Source organism: Shewanella holmiensis (assembly GCF_025370255.1).
Lineage (GTDB): Bacteria > Pseudomonadota > Gammaproteobacteria > Enterobacterales > Shewanellaceae > Shewanella > Shewanella holmiensis.
On sequence record NZ_JAMTCD010000005.1, the window covers coordinates 180,046 to 204,695 of the forward strand.

A 24,650-nucleotide genomic window follows, 5' to 3' on the forward strand; every position below is an offset into this window, starting at 1 on the left:
AGAGAATAAATGGATATTGATCTCAGTCAATTTAGCCAAGTTTTTTTTGAGGAAAGCTTAGAAGGACTCTCTAAAATGGAGTCTGAGCTATTGGCGATTGATATAGAAAATTTTGATCAGGAAAGTATCAATACAATATTCCGTGCTGCTCACTCCATTAAGGGCGGTAGTGCGACCTTTGGTTTTACCGAAGTAGCTAATTTTACGCATTTACTTGAAACGCTGTTAGACGAGATCCGCGAACACATCAGGCCAATGCAACCACAGCATGTTGAAATGCTGCTGGCATCGGTCGATGTAATACGCAATATGATTGATGCTTTAATGAAAGATCAAGCCTGCAATGATCCCGCATTTGCACCATTGATGAAGCGATTTGAACAAACCCTCGCCCAACCGTCAAATGCCAACATCAGCGTAGAAACAGACACGTTAAATGAACCACAATCATCTCCTAGTTCCACTGTGTCAGAGACAGGCCTGGATCCGGATTTAACCCTTTGGCAAATCGACTTTAGCGCCGGTGAAGATATTTTACGTTGCGGTAACGATCCCATTTACATGTTTACTGAACTGGCAGAACTGGGACAACTAAAAGTCACCTTAAAAGATGTCGCTTACCCAGATGTTGACGAATACGAAGCTGAAATTTGTTATCTGCAATGGCAATTATTGCTACTGACGGACACATCAATATCCCGCATTAAAGAAGTGTTTGAATGGGTAGAAAGTGAATGTGACATTCAATTTAATCAGCTTGAACGAACCCCCGAAACCGATGCCCAGTTTCTGTCGCCACTTGATGCAAAAGCACCAGAAGAAGCCAATAACCAAGATGCTGTCAAAGAAGACTCATTCGTTATAACAGACGCCCCTGCGCCAACCCTGACAGAACCACAATCAGCCGCAGAGCCAGCCAATAGTTTTGATATGACAAGTGCCTTGGCTGAAGCATTTGAACAACAAAATCACCCTAGCGCTCAAGCATTACCCATCGAACAAACCACTGTAAATACTGCAGATGTGCAGGCACAGATTGAAGTAAACGAGCTCCAAATAAGCAACACAACCACCTTTACCTCGACAAGTGAACAATCCAATAAATCAGTCGTCACCAAGCCTAGTTCACGCTCTACCGATATCAATCAAAGTTCAATACGGGTCAACATAGAAAAAGTCGATCAACTGATCAATATGGTCGGTGAATTAGTCATTACTCAAGCCATGTTAGGTCAAATAGGCCAACAAGAAACTATCAACCAAGAAACCCTTATTACGCTGCGATTAGGCTTAGAACAGTTGGCATCACACACCCGTGAATTACAAGAAAATGTAATGCAAATTAGAATGATGCCCATTTCATTTGCCTTCAATCGCTTCCCTCGGTTGGTGCACGACATTAGTTTACAACTGGGCAAGAAAGTTGATTTAGTGTTAAGCGGTGAAGAAACCGAGCTCGATAAAACCGTAATGGAAAAAATTGTCGACCCACTGGTACATCTCGTGCGCAATTCATTGGATCACGGTATAGAGCTTCCCGAAAAAAGACGCGAACAAGGTAAACCTGAATTAGGCACAATCCAACTGAACGCATTTCACCGTGGCGGTAATATTATTATTGAAATAATTGATGATGGCAGTGGTTTGAATACAGACAAGATTCTCAGTATTGCGCGTAAAAAAGGCTTGGTTGCTGACAACGAACACCTGAACACAGAAGAGATCCACCAGCTCATATTTAAACCCGGCTTTTCAACTGCTGAGAATGTCTCAGGCCTTTCTGGCCGCGGTGTCGGCATGGATGTCGTTAAGCGAAACATCACCGAGCTGAATGGCGATATCAACCTAGCTTCAACACCAGGTAAAGGCAGCCATATAACGATTCGTCTGCCATTAACCCTTGCCATTTTAGATGGCCAATTAGTGCGAGTAGGTAACCATGTCTATGTCGTGCCACTGATGTCAATTCATGAGTCATTGCAGGTTTCAGAGCGCCAAATAAATTTCCTAGGCAAAGATCAACAAGGTCATCGCCAAGAGGTTATTCATCTCCGAGAAGAATTCATTCCCATTGTTAAAGTATTTGAGCAATTCAATCATCAGGCCGATGCCCAAAAAATTGAAAAAGGTATCGTAATGATTGTCGACTGTAACAACAAAAAAGTCGGTTTACTGGTTGATGAACTCCTGTCGCAACAACAGGTGGTGATTAAAAATTTAGAAGTTAACTACACCAAAACACCCGGCATATCAGGGGCAACCATACTCGGTAACGGTGAAGTGGCACTGATCATAGATGTTATCAGCCTGACACATCTTTCTGGCATCGGCCATCACAAAGAACATGCGGCATAAAGGAGCGAATTAACGTGGATGTTTCGCATCAGCAATCGCAAGCAACCCAGGGTGATGTTAATCAACAATACTTAACATTCATTATGGGACCTGAAGAATATGGAGTAGAGATACTCTCAGTACAAGAAATACGCGGTTGGCAAAAAACCACTGCTATTCCCAATGCACCAGAATATGTCAAAGGGGTTATCAACTTGCGCGGCAATGTCGTGCCTATCATTGATTTGCGCCAACGTTTTGGGCTTAGTGAGCTTACCTACGGTCCAACAACCGTTGTGATTGTTGTTAAAGTTAAAATAGAAAAAAACAGTAAAGTCATTGGCATTGTGGTTGATGCGGTTTCCGATGTGATTATTGTCGACGATAAAAATTTAAGACCAACACCAGATTTTGGACTCGACACTGACGTTAGATTTATCAAAGGACTCACTAGTCTCAGCGACAAAATGGTGATTATTTTGGATGTACACAAACTATTAGGCAATGAGGTGTTACCCAGTGCTCAGCAGCTGTCTAGCATCATAGAACAACTCGAAATACCTGCAGCCTAAAAACATTTGGCCACGATAAGAATAAGTAAACAGAGGACGTAAACATGCCAGAAAATCAATCATCGCCAACCAGTGGCCTTCATCCTCTTGCATATGCAGCGCCGCTATTGTGTGCACTCGCATTAGCATGCAGTTTGGCAGGACTTGATGCTTTATGGGTAAACGCATTAATGCTATTAACCTTGTTGAGCACCCTATTTGTCATATTCCGACTACAGCAAAAAAATCAACGTCTTGTAAAAGCCACCCAAGATATTGCCAGTAGTTATGACACGGATCACACCGTTAATTTAGCTGAGTTTGAGGCGCCACATTGGCCACAACTACAGTCCGCGCTAAATCAATGGCATCAAGATACAATCAATAGCCGCTTTTACATGCAAGCATTAGATGCCTGCCAAGGTAATATCATGGTGGCAGATGAACATTACGACATCGTTTATCGTAACGAGTCGCTGTACAAAATGTTCAAGTCAAATGAACAAGTATTACAAAAAAGCCTGACTCGTTTATCTGTCGATAAATTGGTGGGTTCAAATATGGATATCTTCCATCAGCACCCAGAACACCAACGTAAGCTGATGGATAAGCTCACCACGCCTTACTGCACCAGATTTGTGATTGAAGGGTTATCTTTTAGATTAACCGCCACGCCTTTATTTAAAGATGATCAACGTATCGGTACGGTTGTTGAGTGGTTAGACATGACCGAGCAAGTAGCGAAAACACATAAAGAACACATGCTGGCCGCTGAAAACACCCGCCTAAAACAAGCATTAGACTGTGTCAGTGCCTGTACCATGGTGGCAGATAATGATAATCGTATTATTTATACTAACGATGCACTGCAAACCATGTTTGAAGATGCAGAAGAAGATGTAAGAACGGGCCTACCTAACTTTAATGCCAAACAGCTTGTGGGCGAACACATTGACGTTTTCCATAAAAATCCATCACATCAGCATAATGTGATTGCAGCGCTAAAAACGACCCACCGAGCCGAATTTGCAGTTGGAAGCCGAGTATTCAAATTTACCGCCAACCCTATTCAGGACGGGGAAGATAACCGTATTGGTACTGTGGTGGAGTGGGAAGACCGCACCGCTGAAGTCATGATTGAAAAAGAATTACACCAATTGCTTGGCGCTGCCAACCAAGGTGACTTAAGTCAACGATTAAGCTTAGAAGGTAAAGCCGGATTCTTCTTGTCACTATCTAAAGACCTCAACCAATTGCTCACGGTATCAGACAATATTTTATCAGACGTAGTAAAACTGTTTGACGCTTTGGCTCAAGGCGACTTAAGCCGTCAGCTTGAAGGATCTTACTCAGGTCAGTTTAACAAACTCCAGCAAGACGCCAACACCACAGTTGATCGCCTTACTGAGGTGCTCAGTGAAATTAGTGATGCCGCCAATACAGTTACCTCCAGTGCAGAGGAAATAACCCAAGGCAACATTGATTTAAGCCAGCGTACCGAAGAGCAAGCGGCATCATTAGAAGAAACCGCTGCCAGTATGGAACAAATGACCGCTACCGTTAAGCAAAGTGAAAACAACGCCTTAATTGCCAATAACCTTGCCATTGAAGCCAATCAAAAAGCAGAACAAGGTGGTAATGTGGTTAAACAAGCGGTAGTGGCAATGGATGCCATTACTGAGTCAAGTAAACGTATCGCTGACATTATTACCGTGATTGATGAAATTGCTTTCCAAACGAATTTATTAGCACTAAATGCCGCAGTAGAAGCCGCTAGAGCGGGTGAGCAAGGTCGTGGATTTGCTGTGGTCGCGGGTGAAGTGCGTAATTTGGCACAGCGCAGTGCTGGTGCCGCAAAAGAAATTAAAGAATTAATCAGAGACAGCGTTAATAAAGTCACTGACGGTACTCAACTTGTTAATCAGTCTGGTGAAACACTCAAAGACATTATGCTTTCTGTAAGCAAGGTAGCAGAAATGATCGCCCATATATCGATTGCAGCAGAAGAGCAGTCATCAGGTATTTTTGAGGTGAACAAATCTATTTCTCAAATGGATCAAATGACACAACAAAATGCGGCCTTGGTGGAAGAAATTGCCGCAGCAGGTGACACCATGACCGAGCAAGCACGTCAAATGAAGCGCAAACTGAGCTTCTTTAACACAGGTAATGCTGAAGTCGCCTTTGAAACTCAAAGCAAACAAAAATCGAAAATTAAACATATGGCCATTCAGGTAAGTAACGAAGATTGGCAAGAGTTCTAACGGCCTAAGTTTAATCATGCGATTAACCCCAAGTGTTATGCTTGAGGTTAATATTGTTTACGTGACACATTCGAAATGCTTAAGGGATTACATTTGTGGATAAGTGGCAGCAACAAGAATTCCCAATGAGCATAGCGGATTTCGATTTTTTACGAAATTTAGCTTATTCGCAAACAGGTATTGTGCTGCCAGAACGCAAAAAGCAGATGGTGTATTCGCGGTTATCCAGACGTGTTCGCACTTTGAGGCTGAGCACCTTCAGCCAATATTGCCACTACCTAGAAAATAACACCCAAGAGCTCCCTGAATTTATTAATGCACTCACCACAAATTTAACGGCCTTTTTTAGAGAAAAGCATCATTTTGTTCATTTAGATAAACAGATTTGCCCGCAGTGGCTGGCCGGTAAACAAAAAAGAATCCGTATTTGGTCAGCAGCGTGTTCGACAGGAGAAGAGGCTTACAGCATAGCGATGACACTGTATGGCCGAATTGATTTAAACCTATTTGATGTAAAAATTTTGGCTACTGATTTAAACACCCAGGTACTTGAAACGGCAAAAAAAGGCATTTATTCTGCGGAAGTATTACCGACAATACCTGCTAATTTTTCCGCAAAATACATAAAAACCTTACCCAATACTGAACAATTCTCCATCAAGCAGCGTATCAAAGATTTAGTACACTTTAAGCAGCTTAATCTACTACAAACTTGGCCGATGTCGGGGCCTTTCGATGTCATTTTTTGCCGAAATGTGTTTATCTACTTCGATAGTGATACAAAGCAGAGAATTATTAAAAAATTTAGAGCATTATTAAATGATGGTGGTTATTTAATCATAGGTCACGCTGAAACTATCAACGATTTTGCTGCTGATTTTGAATTTGTAGGACACACAATTTACCGCGCCCGAAAGCGTAAGGTGCCATTTTCACCTTTATTTCAACAACAGGAGGCTGAATGATTAAAGTACTCGTCATAGATGATTCAGCCTTCATGCGTCAGTTGCTGACCCATATGTTAGATGCTGACGACAACATTATTGTTGTAGGTGAAGCGGAAGACCCATACGAGGCCAGAGAGTTAATCAAACAACTTTCTCCCGACGTGCTAACACTTGATGTCGAAATGCCTAAAATGGATGGTTTAGCTTTTTTACGCAACTTAATGCGCTTAAGGCCCATGCCTGTGGTGATGGTGTCATCATTAACCCAAAAAGGCGCTGATGTTACCCTAGAGGCGTTATCTTTGGGTGCAATAGATTACGTTGCTAAGCCTAAAAACAATCATCAAAATAGCCTAGCATTATTTCAAAATAATTTAATTTATAAAGTCTTAGCTGCTGGGCAAATCACTTTTGATGCTCCACCACCTGTTCGCCATAATCTACAACCGAATTCAGACGTTAGTCATAAATTCAAAAACCGCTTAATTGCTATTGGTGCCTCAACCGGAGGCATTGAAGCGATACAAACCCTGCTAACGCCTTTACCTGCTAACCTGCCTCCAGTAGTGATTACTCAGCACATACCACCGGTTTTCAGTACCTCGTTTGCAGTCAGGCTGAATAAAAACTGCAACCTTAATGTGATTGAGGCTAAAGGGGGTGAAAAACTTACCCCAGGCCATGTGTATATTGCCCCTGGCGACAAGCATTTAGTGATCATCCGTGATGGTGCCCATTTTAAAACAAAATTATTGAATAGCGATCCCGTTAATAGACACAAACCTTCAGTTGATGTGTTGTTTAACAGCGTGGCTGAACATGCCGCTAAAACCTCAATTGGCATAATATTAACCGGAATGGGTAATGATGGCAGTCAGGGCTTATTGAATATGAGACAAAAAGGAGCATATACCATCGCCCAAGATCAAGCCTCATCCGTTGTTTGGGGGATGCCTGGCTCAGCAGTTGAAATTAATGCTGCAAATGAAGTTTTACCTCTTACCGATATCAGTAGTAAATTACTGACCTTACTGACAATCAATTAACGCCGTCTTAGCAAGTTATGGCTTGAAGCCAGTTCATGGATTTGGTGCAATATTGTTCCAACCGATAATAAAACCACTTTAAAGTACAGTACCTTGCATATGTCCTTATTTAGCGCTCTCTCAAATGGTGATAAAAATCGCCAGCTAATGGCATTAGCCATTCCGATGATTTTATCCAATATTACCATTCCACTGCTTGGGTTGGTCGACACCGCCGTCATTGGCCATCTTGGTGAAGCGTATTATTTAGGCGGCGTTGCTCTTGGCAGCACCATAATCACCTTAATGGTGTGGTTGCTGGGCTTTTTACGTATGTCGACCACAGGCCTTGTTGCTCAAGCCTATGGTGCACAAGACGATCACACTCAACAGCAGTTGTTGGTTCAAGGTGTTTGTTTAGCACTTTTACTTGCCACAGGCGCCTTGGCATTACAACAGCCCATCTTGTCCTTGGCGCTACACTTAACCGAAGCTAGCGCTCAGGTACAATATTATTGTCGCCAATATGTTGAAATCCGTATTTGGTCACTGCCCTTTGCTCTCACAAACCTTGTTTTACTTGGCTGGCTACTGGGCAGGCAACAACCCAAAGCAGCCATGTGGCAGCTGATCATTGCTAATATCGCCAACATTATTTTGGATGTGGTGTTTGTCATTGGTTTTCAATGGAACGTACAAGGGGCGGCGTTAGCCTCTGTCATTGCCGATATATGCGCCTTCACAGTTGCTGCAGTCATGGTCACACGCCAGCTTAAACAACAGCAGAACCATTTTGCTTGGTCACAATTGCGGCAACACCTTAAATTTGCAGGGTTATCACGCCTACTTACTCTGAACCGTGACATATTCATTCGCAGTTTATGTTTACAAGCCGCCTTCAGTTTTATGGCGTTTTACGGTGCAGGATTAGGTGATACCACCTTAGCAGCCAATGCGGTGTTGCTTAATTTATTGATGTTAATTTCATACGCGCTTGATGGTATTGCTTACTATGCAGAGGCCGAAGTAGGCCGAGCGGTCGGCCAACGCAACCCCACTCTGCTATTTGACTCCGTCAGTCTAGCGTTTGCTTGGTCGGCAATTATCGCCATCATATTTAGCGGCGGCTTTTGGCTGTTTGGCAATCAAATAATACATTTACTGACTAATATCCCCAGCGTACAACAAACCGCAAACACCTACTTATTTTGGCTAATTGCCATGCCTATTTTAGCCTTTGGTTGCTACTTATTTGATGGGGTTTATATTGGCGCTGCACAAGGACAGGTAATGCGTAACAGCATGATTTTGGCAACCTTTGGAGTATATTTCCCGCTTTGGTGGAGCCTTCAATCATACGAAAACCATGCTTTGTGGGGCGCATTATGTGCATTTATGTTGTTTCGTAGTTTGAGTTTGGGGTGGCACTATCATTACCGACTTAAACTAAAATTTGGGTAAATACTCAAAAAGCATTAAACTTTGATGCATTACACGGTAACATCCTGGTTACATGTCAAAATAACAATTTAGTTTGGATATTTAATGAAACGGACTTTAGCTCTTTTTTCCAGTGCATTTGCACTGTTACTCGCTTTGCTTGTTGCACAACCTTCATTTGCCACTCCCTCTACACCACAACTACTGCCTGTTGAAGCTTTTGCCAGCATTCCCGACGTAACCAATGTCACCCTTTCACCTGATGGTAAAAACATTGCAACAGTTGTTCGGTTGGATTTAGATACTCAAAAAGGCTCATTAGTTAATATTTATAATGTTGCTTCTGGTAAGTCAGTTTATCCAGTACAAACTGACAACCAAAAATTCACCATTACCGGCTTATCCTGGGCAAGTAATGACATATTATTTATTTATGCCAAGTTTCCAGCCATACGATATGGCACGCCAACCAATGAATGGCGGTTATTTAAATATTCTATCTCTGAAAATGAATTATCAAGTGTGATTAAACCCATGGTTTTAAAACGCTTTAAATGGGTGCCACAAATTCAATCTGATATTATTGATATGCTCAAAGACGATGATGACCACATTCTGATGCAATTTACTGGATTAGGTAGCAAACCAGAAAATGAAACAGTAATGAAAATTAACCTCACCGACGGCCGCTCAAGTGCTGTGCAATATGCGGTAAAAAATGTCATCGATTGGACGACGGACAAACAACATCGAGTACGTGTCGGCATCTTTCAAGATGACACCCATTATAAAATCATTGAACAAGCCGATAACAATGAAAGCTATCGTACGTTATGGGAATTTGAGGCGTTTGCTGAAGATCAAGTTTGGCCAATGGGCTTCGGTGAAGACCCTAACATTTTATATATTCAAGCCTACCATGAAGGCTATAAAGCTATTTTCAAAGTGAACCTCACTGATCCTAAACTCACCAAAGAGCTGGTGTTTAAGCGAGATAATCTTGATGTCACTGGGGGGTTAATTTACTCCAAAGTAAAACAACAAATCGTTGGTGTAAGTGATGGTGCTGACTCGGAATACACTTTTTGGGATGAAGAATATATCGCCCTCATTAATGGCTTGAATCAAGTGTTGCCCGACACCCGCAATTTTATTACTCAATACAGTGAAGACGAGCGCAGTTACATTGTATTCTCTACCAGCGCTACCGACTCAGGCACTTATTATTTAGGTAACAGAGATGCCAAAACATTGATCCCTATTGCTTATCGCTACAAAAATTTATTCCCTGAATTAATGGCCAGTACCGAAAGTATTAACTACAAAGCCCGTGATGGTTTAAATATTGAAGGTTTTCTAACAAAGCCAAAAAACGCATTAAAAACTAAACTACCCACCATTGTATTCCCCCATGGCGGACCAATTAGTTTCGACAACAATAGTTTTGACTATTGGACCCAATACTTTGCAAATCGCGGCTATGCGGTATTGCGTATGAACTTTAGAGGGTCAGACGGATACGGCTACGACTTTATGAAAGCAGGTATCAAAAACTGGGGGCTTGAAATGCAAACCGACGTAGAAGACGGTACACGCTGGCTTATTGAACAAGGCGTTGCTGACCCTAAAAGAATTTGTATTGCTGGGGCAAGTTACGGAGGCTACGCCGCATTAATGGCCGTTGCAACCACCCAAGATTTATTTCAATGTGCTATTAGTTTTGGTGGTGTGATGGATGTGGAAGACTTAGTCAAGTCACACCGCCGTTACCGCAACTTTGAAATTGTGAAGCAGCAAATTGGCGACGATTATGATGCACTTTATGCCCGCTCCCCTGTCAGTAAAGCCAAAGACATTAATGTGCCAGTGCTATTAATTCACGGCGAGACAGATCGGGTTGTCGACGTTGAGCACAGTGAAGATATGTTTGATGCATTAACTAAGTACAATAAAAATGTCCAATTTGTTGAGCTTGAAGATGGCGACCATTACCTTAGTGACAATGCTGACAGACTTAAAACCTTTTATGCTATTGAAGCCTTTTTACAAAAGCATTTACCGGTGAACTAATTAAACACCACACGCTATTAGAGTGTTACTTAAGCTAACAGCTTTAAATATGCCCGTATCAACTGCTATGATACGGGCATATTTTTTGGCTTTTTAGCCAGTCTGCTGGCATCAGACACTCATTAAGAACATTCACAAAAATCGACAAAACAATCAATAAGACACCCTATGACCTCATCAACATTGACAGATTTAATCATCAACGACACTCAAGTCGGTACAGGCAAAGCCGCCGAAAAAGGCGCATTAATTACCTGTAAATATACTGGCAAACTAGCCGACGGCACTGTGTTTGATAGTTCAGATACATTTCAAGTGGTGATATCTGCTAAGCGGGTTATTCAAGGTTGGTATATGGGCATTATTGGAGACAATCCTATGTGCGTTGGGGGTAAACGTCAGCTGTCAGTGCCAGCAAACCTTGGTTACGGCGAACGTCAAATTGGCGAGAAAATCCCGCCTCATTCAGATTTGTTTTTCGACATTGAATTGCTTGAAGTGTTAACCCGTGATGATTAAGTCACGCCCTTAATGATCTCACGCCCACCATATCGTCCTCTGCAACACGCCGTAAACCCATCCATGGGGGCTTGACGAAAACATCCTGTTTTCAACAGTTGCATATGCCGATTTGGTAGGCTTACCCTACTGCTAATTTTGCAGCTTCATGCCACATAATGTCTGGCATAGGCGTCATTAATTTCCAAGTAATATTCATCGGTTGTATCCCCGAGTGCGCCATGTAAACTACTTCGCCAAAATTGACAAAACCCATGGTGCGGCCGTTTTCATCTTTAGCTTGCTCACGCACAAACAAAATCAATTTACGGCCCTCTTTTTCATGCTCAATGTAACCCAGACCTCGGCCATGTTCGGGTCTTGCACTATTTTGAGATTGCCAATGGAATAACGATTCATTGATTGCGTAGTCATGGTACATGGTCGTCGGCGAAAATTGTTTGACTGACTTTTTCAAGGTCACAAACAACAGCTCAACATTAAGTGCTTTAAGGACTAAAACGCCTTCACGGGCAGTCGATTTTTTGCTAAAAGAACTTGCGCCAGTGGCTGCGAGTATTTGCTCTCTGGTATACCTTGAATGCACTTTCAAAGATGGGATTCCAGGGATAAGCATTTCAAATTCATTATGATGTATACGCTCAATAAGTAACGATATGACATCAAGGAGTTCAGCTTGTAACTGAGCATGTCTCAACGCCGCAACACTTTGCTTAAGGCTGGTAAAACCTAGCTCGGCGCCCGACTTATCCCAAAAATTATAATGGCACATTAATGCAAATTGACACTGGGTTGCATCCATATCGTCGAAGCTGAAATTATCGATAATTAGCTGCTTTAAAAACTGTAAATATGAGATAGAACTGCAGGCAAACAAATGATTATTTATCGCGCGATAGTAGGCTTTCGCCAGACTTCCATCTAAATTTGGCTCATTTATTTGGTTTTTATGTGCGCTCTCAACGAGTTCTAACCAACTCATTTTTAGCTTATAAATATCTTCTAGCTGAACGTTAGGGTTAAAGCGTAAAAAATTAACCAAGCTTAAGGTAAGCGTACTTTGGTGCTCGAAATTATTAATGAGCTGGCGCAGCCTGCTAGCATTCATGGTTGCACGACTAATATTCCGTAAAATCATTGCCTGAGTCTGTTCTTCTAGCTCGATCCGACAGCCTAATGGCAAGTGAGGAAAATCATTGGTTATCTCATCTTTAATCGATTGATTCGTTTTACCAACCAACGCGCGAAACTTTTGTGAAAAGTCATATTCATCACGAGAATTACCCACAAAGTCCAATACCGTGCAGCACTGTTTATCATCAGTTAATCGCAATCCTCGCCCTAACTGCTGCAAAAAGATGGTTAAGCTTTCGGTTGGACGTAAAAACAATAATGTATCAACGTCTGGAATATCGACGCCTTCATTGAAAATATCCACCACGCATAAAATGTGCACATGACCACTGACTAGACTTTGGCGCTTTTGTTGCCGTTCATGACTATTATCACTAGTAAGAACATCTGCACTAATACCGGCTAAGTTAAACTTCTTTGCCATATATTCTGCATGTTCCTTACTGACACAGAACGCCAAGGCTTTTATCTGACGAATGTCAGTGACTGTTTCCTTTAGGCTTCTAATAATGCGAGTAACTCGTTGTTCATTATGAGTATAAAGATGGCTTAGCTCTGCGATATCATATCGCCCTTGATGCCATTTAATTTTGCGAAGGTCGGTATCATCATCAATTGCAAAATACTGAAAAGGACATAAATAGCGCTGATTGATGGCTTCAGGCAAACGAATTTCTGCAGCGATTACCCCACAAAAGTCATCAAGGATATTTTGCCCATCATGACGCTCCGGCGTGGCGGTTAACCCCAATAAAATCTTGGGTGAGAAATGCGCTAGTAATCCTCGATAACTACTTGCTGCAATGTGATGTACTTCATCGATCACAATATAATCATAAAAATCAGCGGTGAGTGGCAAGCTTTCTAATTGCAGGTTTAAGCTTTGTACTGAAGCAAACAAATGCCGGTAGCTATTAGGCTTGTGCTCAGCAACCCACAATTCACCAAACTGATTATTCTTCAATACTCCACGATAGGCAGACAAAGCTTGCTTAAGGATCTCTTGTCGATGAGCCACAAATAAAAAATTAGCTTCTGGATGCTGTTTATAAAAACGGGCAAAATCAAACGCTGAAATAAGTGTTTTACCGGTGCCCGTTGCCGCAACGACTAGATTTTTATACCGCTGATGAACTGTGCGCTCAACATCCAGCTGCTCAAGGATTTCTCGCTGATGTGCAAAGGGCTTTATATCAAAATGAAATGCACTGTCGTCACTGTAACCGCCCTTAGCCTCCCGCAACGCCTCGTGAAGTTTGTTTTTAGATTCAATATCACCCTTAAACAATTCAAATTCACTCGATTGCCAATAGGATTCAAAGGTGTTGAGAGATTTGTCTATGATGTGGGGGATTTCTTGGCTGGTTATTTTTAAATTCCATTCAAGGCCACTGGTCAGTGCAGAATGCGACAAGTTAGATGAGCCGATATATCCAGTGTGGAACCCTGTATTACGCAAAAACAAGTAGGATTTAGCGTGCAAGCGTTCACGCTTAGTGTTGTAACTCAATTTAACTTCTGTATTTGGCAGGCTTGCTAAAAACTCGACCGCTTTAGCATCTGTCGCCCCCATATAAGATGTCGTGATGATCCGCAGCGTTTTGCCGCTGCGAGTGAACTCTTCAAGTTCATTCTTAAAAATCCGAATACCGGCCCACTTAATAAAAGACACTAACCAATAAATTTTGTCTGCTGAGCGGATCTCACGTTTAAGCTCTGTTTCAAGTGAAATACCCGCATTGCTGCCACAAAACAATTCACTTTGACTTAAACCTGTTAGAGGATAAATGGCCTTCGTAAACTCTGGGAAATCGGTTGATATTGGGTTTTGCTTTTCAAACAACGCCGTCAAAATACGGCCTTTACTATCAAGCAAGTTTTCAGATATCAACTGATCATCACTGACATGATCTTTTAGCCAAAAAACCAATTTGTTAGCAAGACTAATTTGATTCGCTAACTGGTCATCGCCTTTTGGAACGGCTTCTATCGCATACTTAATGATGTTTGTTAAAAATCTGGATAACCAAATACTGGCTTCAGCACTATCAAGCGGCCTTTCTCCTAAATAGAAAACATCACGATCTATGTTTTTATCAATAAGTTGAGTAATGAGCTTTTCATAAATACCAACTTGATCCATGTCGGATATGCCTTTTGAAAGTACAGAAGATAAAAATATACTATAACAACACTCATGTATGAGTAATCTAAATTTTAATATTTATCAATTGAATACAGAAGCGTATACAACAATCACAGCACCAACACATACCTTGTACTTCTGCCGCCCGCGTCGGTTTTGGCCAAACATTGTTACTCTACAAGCTGGGCCAAATGTCGGGTTAGATTATTGCGGCTGACTTTGGCCACGTTCTGAAATTGCCGACAACTGATTGCGTCACGTAAAGCCCCTCCCCTGAGTAGCTATAGCACACTTTTATGCGCATAAAAGTGTAACCTAAGCGCACTTTTACGCGCATAAATGTGTAACTTATGCGTGTTTTTATGCTTATAATGGTCACTAACATTAATTACCGTCGGTTAGAGGCTTTATGAAACGTACCTTACTCAATTCGTTAATGACGTGGAAAAATCAGCCTATGCGTAAGCCATTACTGATTGATGGTGCTCGCCAAACCGGTAAAACGTTTCTCCTGCAATTACTGTTTGGTAAAACATTCGCCAATACGCTGCGTATCGACTTTCTAGAAAACCCTGCTTTTAAAGAGGCTTTTGATAGTTCACTCGCACCAGACGAGTTATTAACAAACATTGAACTGATCACTGGCCAGAGCTTTAACCCAAAAACAGACTTGCTTATTCTTGACGAAATCGGCGAGTGCGAGCGCGCTGTCACATCACTCAAATATTTCGCTGAAAAAACCCCGACTTACTTTGTCGCTGCAAGCGGATCCAACATTGGATTATTAAATACTTTCCCTGTTGGGAAAGTTGAACAGTACTATTTACGGCCGTTAACGTTCAAAGAATTTATTTATGCCTCCGAAGAAACTGCGCTAATTAAGGCATTTGACACCCAAGCAAGTTCGACGACCGCACACCACATACTAACGGACAAACTCACTGATTATTTCTTTACCGGTGGTATGCCAGAGGCGGTGGCAGTTTGGTATCAATATAAAGATGCCAGCATATTAGAACGTGTTGCAAAGGTCTCGAAAATACATGCTGACTTGGTAGAAGGTTACCGACGAGATTTTGGTAAATACGCGGGTAAAGTTGATGCGACCTTGATTGAGTCAGTGTTTAGCAGCATACCTGCACAACTCTCTATCGTGATGGATGAGTCGGTTAAGCGCTTTAAATTCAAAAATGTCCACCAACGTAAGTCACGTTATAGCGATTTTGAAAACGCGATCCACTGGTTACTTCGTTGTCGCTTGGCACTGGCTAACTATCCGATTGAAGGGGCGCCTAAATCACCACTTGCCGCTTACAAAAAAGACAATATGGTTAAGCTATTCATGTTCGATATAGGGCTACTCAGCCATATGCTTGGCTGTAGTTATAAAGAAATAAAACAGCAAAGTTATGAGTACAAAGGGTATATTGCCGAAAACTTTGTCCAGCAAGAACTGGCTGCTATGGGTGTTGACCCTAGCTACTCTTGGAATGATGCTCGAGCAGAAATAGAGTTTATTGTGACTAATGATGCTGGCAACATTTTCCCTATCGAAGTCAAAAGTGGTAAACGTACGCGTGCTAAATCTCTTGCGTCATATATCGAAAAGTGCGATCCAAGCAAAACATTCAAGCTTACCGGCACACAAGGATCATCAGCACTAGAGAAAGAACATATCGTCATGCCGCTATATTACACTCAATATTTACCGACAAAATGGTAGCGTTAGGTGACTAATCATAAATGGTGTAACCGGTAATTTATATGACTGACTGATTAATCAATAAGTTTACCTTTCAATAACCCAATGCGACGGTAATTAATGACATCCAAGCTGACTGAAGTATCGACATCACCACAAGCCGCTAAGCCTAAAGCCGCTGTGGCAAATAAAGTGTTTATTATTGGCCTGCCACGAACAGGTACGACTAGCGTGAGTGTGGCGTTGCTTGAGCAAGGCTTAACGGTTGCTCACCAGGCCTTTACTAAGCAGGCGTTTATGTTGGCTGATGCAGTGTCGGATGCGCCCTGCTTTAGTGATTATCAACAGTTGGATAAGCTGTTTCCTGCTGCTAAGTTTGTTTATTTAGATAGGCCGTTGGATAAGTGGATCCCGTCGATGCAAATGTTGCTTGGGCGCATGTTGGTGCATTTAGATAAAAAATCTGGGCGCTTTCACCCCATTATGAAGCGGAGTTTTCAACACAGTTTTAAAATTTGGGATATGGCAGAACCAGCTGATGCAGATCATTTACGCAGATGTTATTTGACCCACCAGCAACAGGTTAGTGAGTATTTTGCTGGTCGAGATAATTTTATCTCACTCGATATTAGTCAAACAGGTGCGCTAACTCAGTTGTTGGAATTTATCGGATTGAATAACCCATTAGCTTCGGCTAAAAAACTTGATTTTCCGCAGCTGAATATTGGCCGTAATGTGGCGAGTTGGGATGAATATAAACACCCCAATAAAGTGAGCGCCAATGCTTCTGGGCCTGAAAGACGTCAGTTTTTTAGCTATTCACTTGAAACGATATACGATTAACGATAAACGATAAACGCCACAAATATAGGGCTGATATTAACCTGTAGCGATACCTAAGGTTTGCTCAATGGTGTTAACGCCATCAGCCACTTCTTGGGCAATTTGATGACTTTGCTCTGTCGCGGTTTGTGCATGGCCTTTTAAAGTATCCATTGCCTGGGCAAATTCATTTAAATAGTTTACCTGCTGGCTAGCATACCCCGAACCCTGTTTAGCGGTTTCCACCATTTCACTGGCTTGATGCTGAACCGTTTGGGCGACTTCAAGTAATAGGTTTACCCGCTGCTGCTGGCTTTGTGTTGCTTGCCCTATTCCGTTTACGCTGTCAGTTAAACTGGTATTTGATAGGCTTAACTGATTTAAAATACGCATAATGTCTTTTAAAGAAGATTGGGTGCGATGCGACAAATTGCGCACTTCATCGGCCACCACGGCAAAGCCCCGGCCTTGCTCACCTGCACGCGCCGCTTCAATGGCGGCATTTAACGCCAGCAAGTTAGTTTGCTCTGCAATATTACCGATCACATCAACAATTTGCGTCACACTCGTCACCGAGGTCGATAATTCCGCTAACGATGCCTGACAATGATCAACCGCCTGTTGTGATACTTGAGTTGCTGTCAACACTTCAACCGCTTGTTGCTGGCTTTCTTGCATATGCTGCATGGTGATGGTGGCACTGTATTCCACCTTCATTGAAGACTGTTTTACTTCATCTGCAAGGGACATAATCTGAGACGTTTGGGTTTGGGCCACATCAACTACGGCCTGGGTTTGTTCGGTATTGGTTGCAATACACTTTATTCGGTCAATCAGTAAGCCCAATGAGTTTGACACCGCTGTCACTTGTTGACGCTGCTGATTATCTTCTTGTTCAAATCGTAACAGCAGTTGGTTAAAATGGTCTGCTATTTGGCCGGTTTCATTGCGACTGGCAATCACTAGCGGCTCACGACTATTAGACTCACTTAATTGCATAAATGCGCTATTTAATCGGGTTAACGGCATGACTACGCTGCGATGTTGCAGCCACAAATAGCCAATGGCAAATAAACTGATTGTTGTCACTATGGCGTACAAAATCGTTTGCAGCCACTGCTTTAACTGCTGATCAAACTCCGCTTGAATACTGCCCAGTGCAAACAGCTTGGCTTCCACTTGTTGAGTATCATCCGCAAGCTGTGCCTGCACGGCTACATTATCTGTTAGCATTTGATAGGTATTGGCAATTTCTTTTTCATAACGCGCACTTAAACTCAGCAGTTCGTCGCGGTACAGCTCACCCATTTCGACTTGTTCAGGCTCATCATCCCCCAAAGCAAATTCATCAACCTCTTGCTGTTGATACATGCCAATTAATGGCAATAAATTTAACTGCTCATGCCAAGTACTAAGCTCTGCAATGCTGGCTTTCAAACCAGACTCAAGCCGATTGTCTTTCCCTATCAAATACCCTTCTGATTGTTGTGACAGCCGATAAACCACTAGGGGTAATTCTCGAGTAAGGGATAAATACTGTTGGGCTAATGAGGGATTGATTGTCGCGCCTTGCTCGGCATAATCGGCCAAGCGTTTATTATTATCCAACATTTCAGATTCGGCATAGGCAAGTAATTGGCGTGGATTGCCAGCCAGTTTTCCGGCCGCGCGATAGCGATTATCTAGGTTATTAACCAATTCATTCAAAAACTGCGTGGCTGCAGCAATTTCAACCTGCGCTGTAGCCAAGTTTAACTGGGTAATGCGTTCAGCAATCTCGGCTAAATATTGACGAGCTTGGGTCAGGTTATGACTGTCTCCCGACTGCAAATAGGCACTAATATTGGGACGCACCTCTAGTAGAAAATCTTGCTGAATATCCAGTAATGCTTTGGCTTGGGAGTCGACTTCACTGCGTTTATCTGTACTCCATAACACTGCTGTAGCAAGTAAACCGGCTAATAACAATAAAATGGCCGATGCGGTTAATGAAAGCGTCGAAATTTTCATGGCAGGGTTCTAATAGAGAAAAATGATTTACCTCATAATATTAAGATTTTATGACAAAAAGATGACAACTGCCTCGACAGTGTTACGGTAAGAATATCCCAAAATGAAACAAGCCCTGCTGATGTCCACCAGCAGGGCTTGTTGATAAATAACGCTAGTTTTACGCCTTTTTAGCGGCGATAGCAGCCTTAACTTGATTCAATGCTGTGCCACCCAATACATCACGTTTTTCTAAACAGGCTTCAATGGTTAAGTTAGGGTAAACATCGTCGCTAATCACCTTTGCAAACTGCTGGAGTTGCGCAACAGTTAACTCTTCAATTGGTTTTAGCTCACCAATGGCAAACACTACTACTTCACCTACCACATGGTGCGCTTCACGAAAAGGCATGCCTTTAGCAACTAAGTAATCGGCTAATTCTGTCGCATTTGCGTAACCTTGCTGAGCGGCAAGTAAAGCCTGTGGACGATTCACTTTTAAGCCTGACAACACTAATGCTGCCATGTCTAAACAAATTGCCCAGCTGTCAACCACATCAAATAAGCCTTCTTTGTCTTCTTGCATGTCTTTGTTGTAGGCCAAAGGTAAGGCTTTCATGGTGGTTAAAATACCCACTAAACTGCCATAAACACGACCGGTTTTACCGCGGATTAACTCTAATGCGTCTGGGTTTTTCTTTTGTGGCATCAGTGATGATCCAGAGGTCACTTCATCCGCTAATGAAATAAAGTTAGCTTCGCCTGAGTTGAAGAAAATTAAATCTTCAGCCATGCGGCTTAAATGCATCATGCTAATAGACGCTGAACTACAAAGCTCAACCACGTGATCGCGATCTGATACGGTATCTAGGCTGTTAAGTGTCGGCCGAGCAAAGTTAAGTGCGGTAGCTAACGCATGACGGTCAATCGGGTAAGCCGTGCCAGCTAATGCACCTGAACCTAATGGACAAGAGTCCGCACGGTTAAGGGCATCTTGTAAGCGGCTAATATCACGCTCAAACATTTCAACATAAGCTAATGCCCAGTGACCAAAGGTAACAGGTTGCGCACGTTGTAAATGGGTATAACCCGGCATAACCGCGTCGACTTCTCGCTCGGCTACCGCGATTAATTCAGCGTGTAAGGTGCCCAATTTAGCCAGTAAAGTCGCACCTTCTTTTTTACACCATAATTTTAAGTCAGTTGCGACTTGGTCGTTACGTGAACGTCCTGTATGCAGCTTTTTACCTAAATCGCCTACTTTGGCAATCAGCTTTTGTTCTACAAAACTGTGAATATCTTCGGCGCCATTGCTGATAATGGCTTGTGGATCATTACCAACTTCAACTAACAATTCATTTAATGCCGCTTTCAAATCTGTGCACTCTTGCGCGGTAATAATACCGACACTTGCGATGGCATCAGCCCAGGCAATTGAACCAACAACATCCTGTTCAAATAAGCGATAATCAACGGGTAGCGAGTCATTAAATAATTTGAAAAGTGCACTGGTCTCGCCCTGAAATCTTCCGCCCCATAATGCCATGTCGGTATCCTCTTTTTAGCTGTAGCTATTCAATTAAGTCGATTCTATGAGTATTTACTTCTGGTAAGCACTCTTTGCAAAACAAAAGTGATTACAAGAAGGGCGCCTAATCAGCGCCCTAATATCATGAGCTTTATGCTTATTTGCTATTTAGCGCGCGAATACGGCTAGCTAAAGAATATAAGCGGATAAAGCCTTCAGCGTGCTTTTGGTCATACACATCATCTTCACCAAAGGTGGCAAATGATTCTGAATATAAGCTGTTTGGCGAGCGCTTTTTAACTGGGGTTGCCTGACCTTTATAAAGCTTGATCACCACATCACCATTGACTGATTCAGCTAAAGACTCTGATGCCGCAATAAGCGACTTACATAAAGGCGTAAACCAACGACCGTCGTATACTAAATGCGACATTTGGCCGGCAATTTGTTCACGCCAAGTACGGCTAGTTTTATCTAACACTAACTCTTCAATGGCACGTAAGCCAGCAAACATTACTGTGCCGCCTGGTGTTTCATAACAACCACGAGACTTCATGCCAACTAAACGGTTTTCGGTAATATCGATACGGCCTACACCATGTTTACCAGCAATATCATTTAGCTTCATTAATGCTGCATAAGGTGACAAAGCTTCATCATTGACATGGGTCACACGACCATTTTTAATGGCCAGTGACACATATTCTGGCTCATTCGGTGCATCTTCTGGCGCAACAGTTAACGTCCACACACCTTTTGAAGGCTCGTTCCACGGATCTTCTAACTCGCCGCCTTCATGGGAAATGTGCCATGCGTTAGCATCACGGCTATAAATTTTAGTCGCTGAGGCGCTGGTTTTGATGTCACGCTCTGCCAAATAGGCAAGCAAGTCTTCGCGACTACGCATTTCCCATTCACGCCATGGCGCAATCACTTTTAAATCTGGTGCTAGCGCAGCAAAACAACCTTCAAAACGCACCTGATCATTGCCTTTACCTGTACAACCATGACATACCGCATCTGCACCCACTTTACGTGCCACTTCTACTTGCGCTTTAGCAATAATAGGACGCGCCATAGACGTACCTAACAAGTAAGTACCTTCGTAAATGGCACCGGTAGCGATAGTGGGGTAAATATAATCTGCAACAAACTCTTCTTTTAGATCAACGATGTGACATTCAGAAGCACCTGAAGCGATGGCTTTTTCATGTAAACCAATTAACTCTTCTTCGCCCTGACCTACGTCAGCACAAAATGCCACGATTTCACAATCATCATAGGTTTCTTTTAACCATGGGATGATCGCTGAGGTGTCTAACCCACCAGAGTAAGCTAAGACGACTTTTTTAACGCCGGTTTTTTTCACTGCACTAGACATGTTTTCTTCCTACAATCTGCGACTAAACGCTGTTCAATTTAACGATTAATACTGCTGACAGTATTAACTTAATAAGGTGACTAATACGGCATTTTGAGCATGCATACGATTTTCAGCTTGATCTAAAATTAACGATCCTTTGCCGTCCATCACTTCATCTGTGACTTCTACGCCACGGTGGGCGGGTAAACAATGCATAAAGTATTTTGCCCCCGCTTTTGCCATTAACTCAGCATTCACTTGGTATGGGCTGAAACGTTCTTTAATTTCGGTTAAAGAGGTGTCATCACCCATTGAAATCCAAGTGTCGGTATAGATAGCATCGTGGCCTGCTATTTGATTAATATCAGCTGATAATGTCAGCTTGCCGCCATTTTGTTTTGCTAAAGCTTGTGCCTCTGTTACCACTAAGGCATCAGGGAAATACCCTTCAGGACAAATCACTGTCATGGTTAAACCTAAAATGGCTGCGCCATAAATAAGTGAATGTGTCACATTATTACCATCACCAACATAAGCTAATTTTGCTTTGCTGACATCATCAAACTGCTCAGACAATGATAAAAAGTCAGCAAGTGCTTGGCATGGGTGATACAAATCAGATAAGGCATTAATCACAGGTACACTGCCATGCTTAGCTAATTTTTCAATGGTGGTATGTGAATAGGTTCTTGCAACAATTGCATCTGCCCAGCATGAAATGTTGGTAGCAAAATCTTCTACCGATTCACGCTTACCTAAAGCACCATTTTGTTGATCAAGGTATAAACAATGACCACCTAATTTATTGATGCCGATATCGAAGCTCACTCGAGTGCGCAGTGACGGCTTTTCAAAAAGCATCACAACGCTTTTTCCATCTAAGGCGCGACGGTACTCAGCTGGGTTTGCTTTAATTTTTTTAGCTAATGCTAAAATATCCAGTAACTGAGTTTGAGATAACTCTTTTATCGACAACAGGTGCTTCATAAACTACTCCATTAAGGCTGTATTTGAGTCCCGATGGACCCGCCTTGTGCTAATGTTTTTAACTGTTCGGTTTCTAGCCAAGAAGCGACTAAAACGGGTTTCCCCATCCATTGTGCGACTTCTAAAGCTGCTTCAACTTTTACTTTCATGCCTTTTTCAATTACACCCTCTGCAACCAAAGTTTCTATTTGGCTTTTGTTCAAACTTTTTATCACTTGCTTGTTAGCATCCCACACTCCCGCAACATCAGATAACAGCACCAATGTGCCATTAACTAACTTAGCTAATGCCGTTGCGGCCTGATCTGCATTCACATTTAACATTTCACCGGCATCAGACACCGCGATAGAACTGCAAATGGGCAACCAGCCTTGTTGTAAAATAAAGTTCAAATAGCTGGCGTCATTTGGGGTGACTTCACCTACTAGACCTAAACGTTCATCTTTAATGTTGGCGTTAACCACATTACCGTCGCCCAAGCTCATGCCGACACTGACGACACCTGCTTTTGCTGCCGCAGCTTGCAGGATTTTGTTTGAGGTGCCCGCTAATGCGCCGACAACAATACCGATTTGATCGGCTGGGGTAACGCGTAAACCGTCAAGCTTGATAATCTCTTTACCATTAGCGGTTAATTGCTCATCAACTAAGCAACCACCACCATGAACCAATACAATTTTCTGACCCGCTGCCGTCATGTCTTTAATCGCAGACATTAAATTAGCCATACCGGTTTCAGTTTGTAATAACGCGCCGCCAACTTTCAGCACTAAAACAGAATGAGTTGTCACTTTTATATCCTTGTTTTATTAGCCGTTACACGCCGAAGTGGATTTTGATACATTGCAAACCTTGGCTTGCTGCACCTTTCATTAAATTATCGATAGCACTTGCGACAACAAGGTAGCCACTATTGGCATCGTATTTCCAACCCAGATGACAATTTGGGGTTAATACCACATCGTCGACTTTTGGAAATTGATTATGCTTGACCGTCACAATTGGCGAGTTGTCATACACACTATATGCTTTTGCTACATCGGCTTCTGTCGTGCCAGATTTTAGCTGCACGGTAATGGTCGCGAGAATGCCTCGTTTAAAATTGCCCAAATGTGGGGTAAAAATAACTTCCTGACCTAACTGAGTCGCTATTTCAGGTTGATGTCTGTGACCTAATACACCGTATGGCGTTAAGCTGACCTCACAAAAACTGGTGTGCAGCTGTGCTTTACGTCCCGCGCCCGTAACACCACTCACGGCATTAATCACCGGATAAGCTGATGTTAAAAAGGGTTTTAACGGCTTTAACGCTGTTAATGATGCCGTCGGGTAACATCCTGGTACGGCAATCATTTTAGTTTGCTTAATTTGTTCCGCATTCCATTCTGCTAATCCATAAACCGCATCGGCTAAAACTTCTGGATGCGTATGTTCAAAGCCATACCATTTAGGATATTGGGCAACATCAGCAAAACGATACGCGCCGCTTAAATCGAATACGGCTAAACCTTTTTTATAAAATTCAGCGGCTAGTTCCAAACTAATTGAATGCTCAGTGGCTAATACCACCGCATCGGCTTCTGCGATAATTTGCGCTTTAGCTTCAGCCGTTAAAGGTGACAGCACATAAGGCATGTGGCTGTATGTAGGATACAAGTCCGCCAGTTTGCGACCTTTATCTAAACTGTTTTCTGAGACATACAATCCCTGCACTGATAAATTAGCATCAGCATTGATCAAAGACGTAATTTGTGCGCCGGTGTAACCACTAGCACCTATAATTGCGATATTTTTCATTGTGTTGTTGTCTTTTTTTGTCATAAATGGAA

At 42.4% G+C, this 24,650-nt stretch carries 17 protein-coding genes; 10 read left to right on the plus strand and 7 right to left on the minus strand.

Annotated elements, in window-relative coordinates; genetic code table 11:
• Positions 1-9: 9 nt before the first annotated feature.
• The 8 genes from NE535_RS06065 to NE535_RS06100 all read left to right on the plus strand — a co-directional run bounded on the left by NE535_RS06065 (position 10) and on the right by NE535_RS06100 (position 11,150).
• Entirely contained in the window at positions 10-2,355 is a 2,346-nt protein-coding gene (locus tag NE535_RS06065) for a chemotaxis protein CheA (RefSeq protein WP_261297772.1), read from the plus strand.
• Positions 2,356-2,369: 14 nt separating this feature from the next.
• The gene (locus NE535_RS06070; protein WP_261297773.1) at positions 2,370-2,906 is read left to right on the plus strand and encodes a chemotaxis protein CheW; all 537 of its coding nucleotides are present in this window, start codon (positions 2,370-2,372) and stop codon (positions 2,904-2,906) included.
• Between the two features lie 44 nt (positions 2,907-2,950).
• Positions 2,951-5,149, plus strand: coding sequence for a methyl-accepting chemotaxis protein (locus tag NE535_RS06075; protein ID WP_261297774.1), 2,199 nt, complete (start codon positions 2,951-2,953; stop codon positions 5,147-5,149).
• Positions 5,150-5,244: 95 nt separating this feature from the next.
• A complete protein-coding gene (locus NE535_RS06080; protein WP_342454493.1) occupies positions 5,245-6,114 on the plus strand; it encodes a CheR family methyltransferase in 870 nt (289 codons plus the stop codon).
• The gene (locus tag NE535_RS06085) at positions 6,111-7,142 is read left to right on the plus strand and encodes a protein-glutamate methylesterase/protein-glutamine glutaminase (protein ID WP_261297775.1); all 1,032 of its coding nucleotides are present in this window, start codon (positions 6,111-6,113) and stop codon (positions 7,140-7,142) included. The genes NE535_RS06080 and NE535_RS06085 overlap by 4 nt, the downstream gene beginning before the upstream one ends.
• Before the next feature lie 99 nt (positions 7,143-7,241).
• Complete coding sequence (locus NE535_RS06090) at positions 7,242-8,582, plus strand: MATE family efflux transporter (protein WP_261297776.1); 1,341 nt, start codon at positions 7,242-7,244, stop codon at positions 8,580-8,582.
• Positions 8,583-8,666: 84 nt separating this feature from the next.
• Positions 8,667-10,631: an alpha/beta hydrolase family protein gene (locus tag NE535_RS06095; RefSeq protein ID WP_261297777.1), complete on the plus strand. Its 1,965-nt coding sequence runs from the start codon at positions 8,667-8,669 to the stop codon at positions 10,629-10,631.
• A gap of 183 nt (positions 10,632-10,814) precedes the next feature.
• Positions 10,815-11,150: an FKBP-type peptidyl-prolyl cis-trans isomerase gene (locus tag NE535_RS06100; protein WP_425347443.1), complete on the plus strand. Its 336-nt coding sequence runs from the start codon at positions 10,815-10,817 to the stop codon at positions 11,148-11,150.
• A gap of 121 nt (positions 11,151-11,271) precedes the next feature.
• Here NE535_RS06100 and NE535_RS06105 read toward each other — a convergent pair whose 3' ends face one another.
• Positions 11,272-14,427: a DUF3427 domain-containing protein gene (locus tag NE535_RS06105; protein ID WP_261297779.1), complete on the minus strand. Its 3,156-nt coding sequence runs from the start codon at positions 14,425-14,427 to the stop codon at positions 11,272-11,274.
• A gap of 412 nt (positions 14,428-14,839) precedes the next feature.
• Between NE535_RS06105 and NE535_RS06110 the strand changes: the two genes are divergently transcribed.
• Together NE535_RS06110 and NE535_RS06115 are read left to right on the plus strand one after the other, a co-directional pair.
• Entirely contained in the window at positions 14,840-16,153 is a 1,314-nt protein-coding gene (locus NE535_RS06110; RefSeq protein WP_261297780.1) for an ATP-binding protein, read from the plus strand.
• A 99-nt stretch (positions 16,154-16,252) separates the two neighbouring features.
• Positions 16,253-16,975 (plus strand): sulfotransferase family protein, encoded by a 723-nt coding sequence (locus NE535_RS06115; protein WP_261297781.1) that lies wholly within the window; start codon positions 16,253-16,255, stop codon positions 16,973-16,975.
• A gap of 36 nt (positions 16,976-17,011) precedes the next feature.
• On the opposite strand, the gene NE535_RS06120 is transcribed toward NE535_RS06115, so the two are convergent.
• The 6 genes from NE535_RS06120 to argC all read right to left on the minus strand — a co-directional run bounded on the left by NE535_RS06120 (position 17,012) and on the right by argC (position 24,618).
• Positions 17,012-18,964, minus strand: coding sequence for a methyl-accepting chemotaxis protein (locus NE535_RS06120; RefSeq protein ID WP_261297782.1), 1,953 nt, complete (start codon positions 18,962-18,964; stop codon positions 17,012-17,014).
• Positions 18,965-19,124: 160 nt separating this feature from the next.
• A complete protein-coding gene (argH, locus tag NE535_RS06125; protein ID WP_261297783.1) occupies positions 19,125-20,489 on the minus strand; it encodes an argininosuccinate lyase in 1,365 nt (454 codons plus the stop codon).
• A gap of 139 nt (positions 20,490-20,628) precedes the next feature.
• Positions 20,629-21,852, minus strand: a complete 1,224-nt coding sequence (locus NE535_RS06130) for an argininosuccinate synthase (RefSeq protein ID WP_188842082.1) — start codon at positions 21,850-21,852, stop codon at positions 20,629-20,631.
• 63 nt (positions 21,853-21,915) lie between these two features.
• Positions 21,916-22,821 carry an ornithine carbamoyltransferase gene (locus tag NE535_RS06135; protein WP_261297784.1) on the minus strand — a complete coding sequence of 302 codons (906 nt, stop codon included), beginning with the start codon at positions 22,819-22,821 and terminating at the stop codon, positions 21,916-21,918.
• Between the two features lie 11 nt (positions 22,822-22,832).
• Positions 22,833-23,612: an acetylglutamate kinase gene (argB, locus tag NE535_RS06140; protein ID WP_261297785.1), complete on the minus strand. Its 780-nt coding sequence runs from the start codon at positions 23,610-23,612 to the stop codon at positions 22,833-22,835.
• A gap of 25 nt (positions 23,613-23,637) precedes the next feature.
• Positions 23,638-24,618 (minus strand): N-acetyl-gamma-glutamyl-phosphate reductase, encoded by a 981-nt coding sequence (argC, locus tag NE535_RS06145; protein ID WP_261297786.1) that lies wholly within the window; start codon positions 24,616-24,618, stop codon positions 23,638-23,640.
• Positions 24,619-24,650 lie beyond the last annotated feature (32 nt).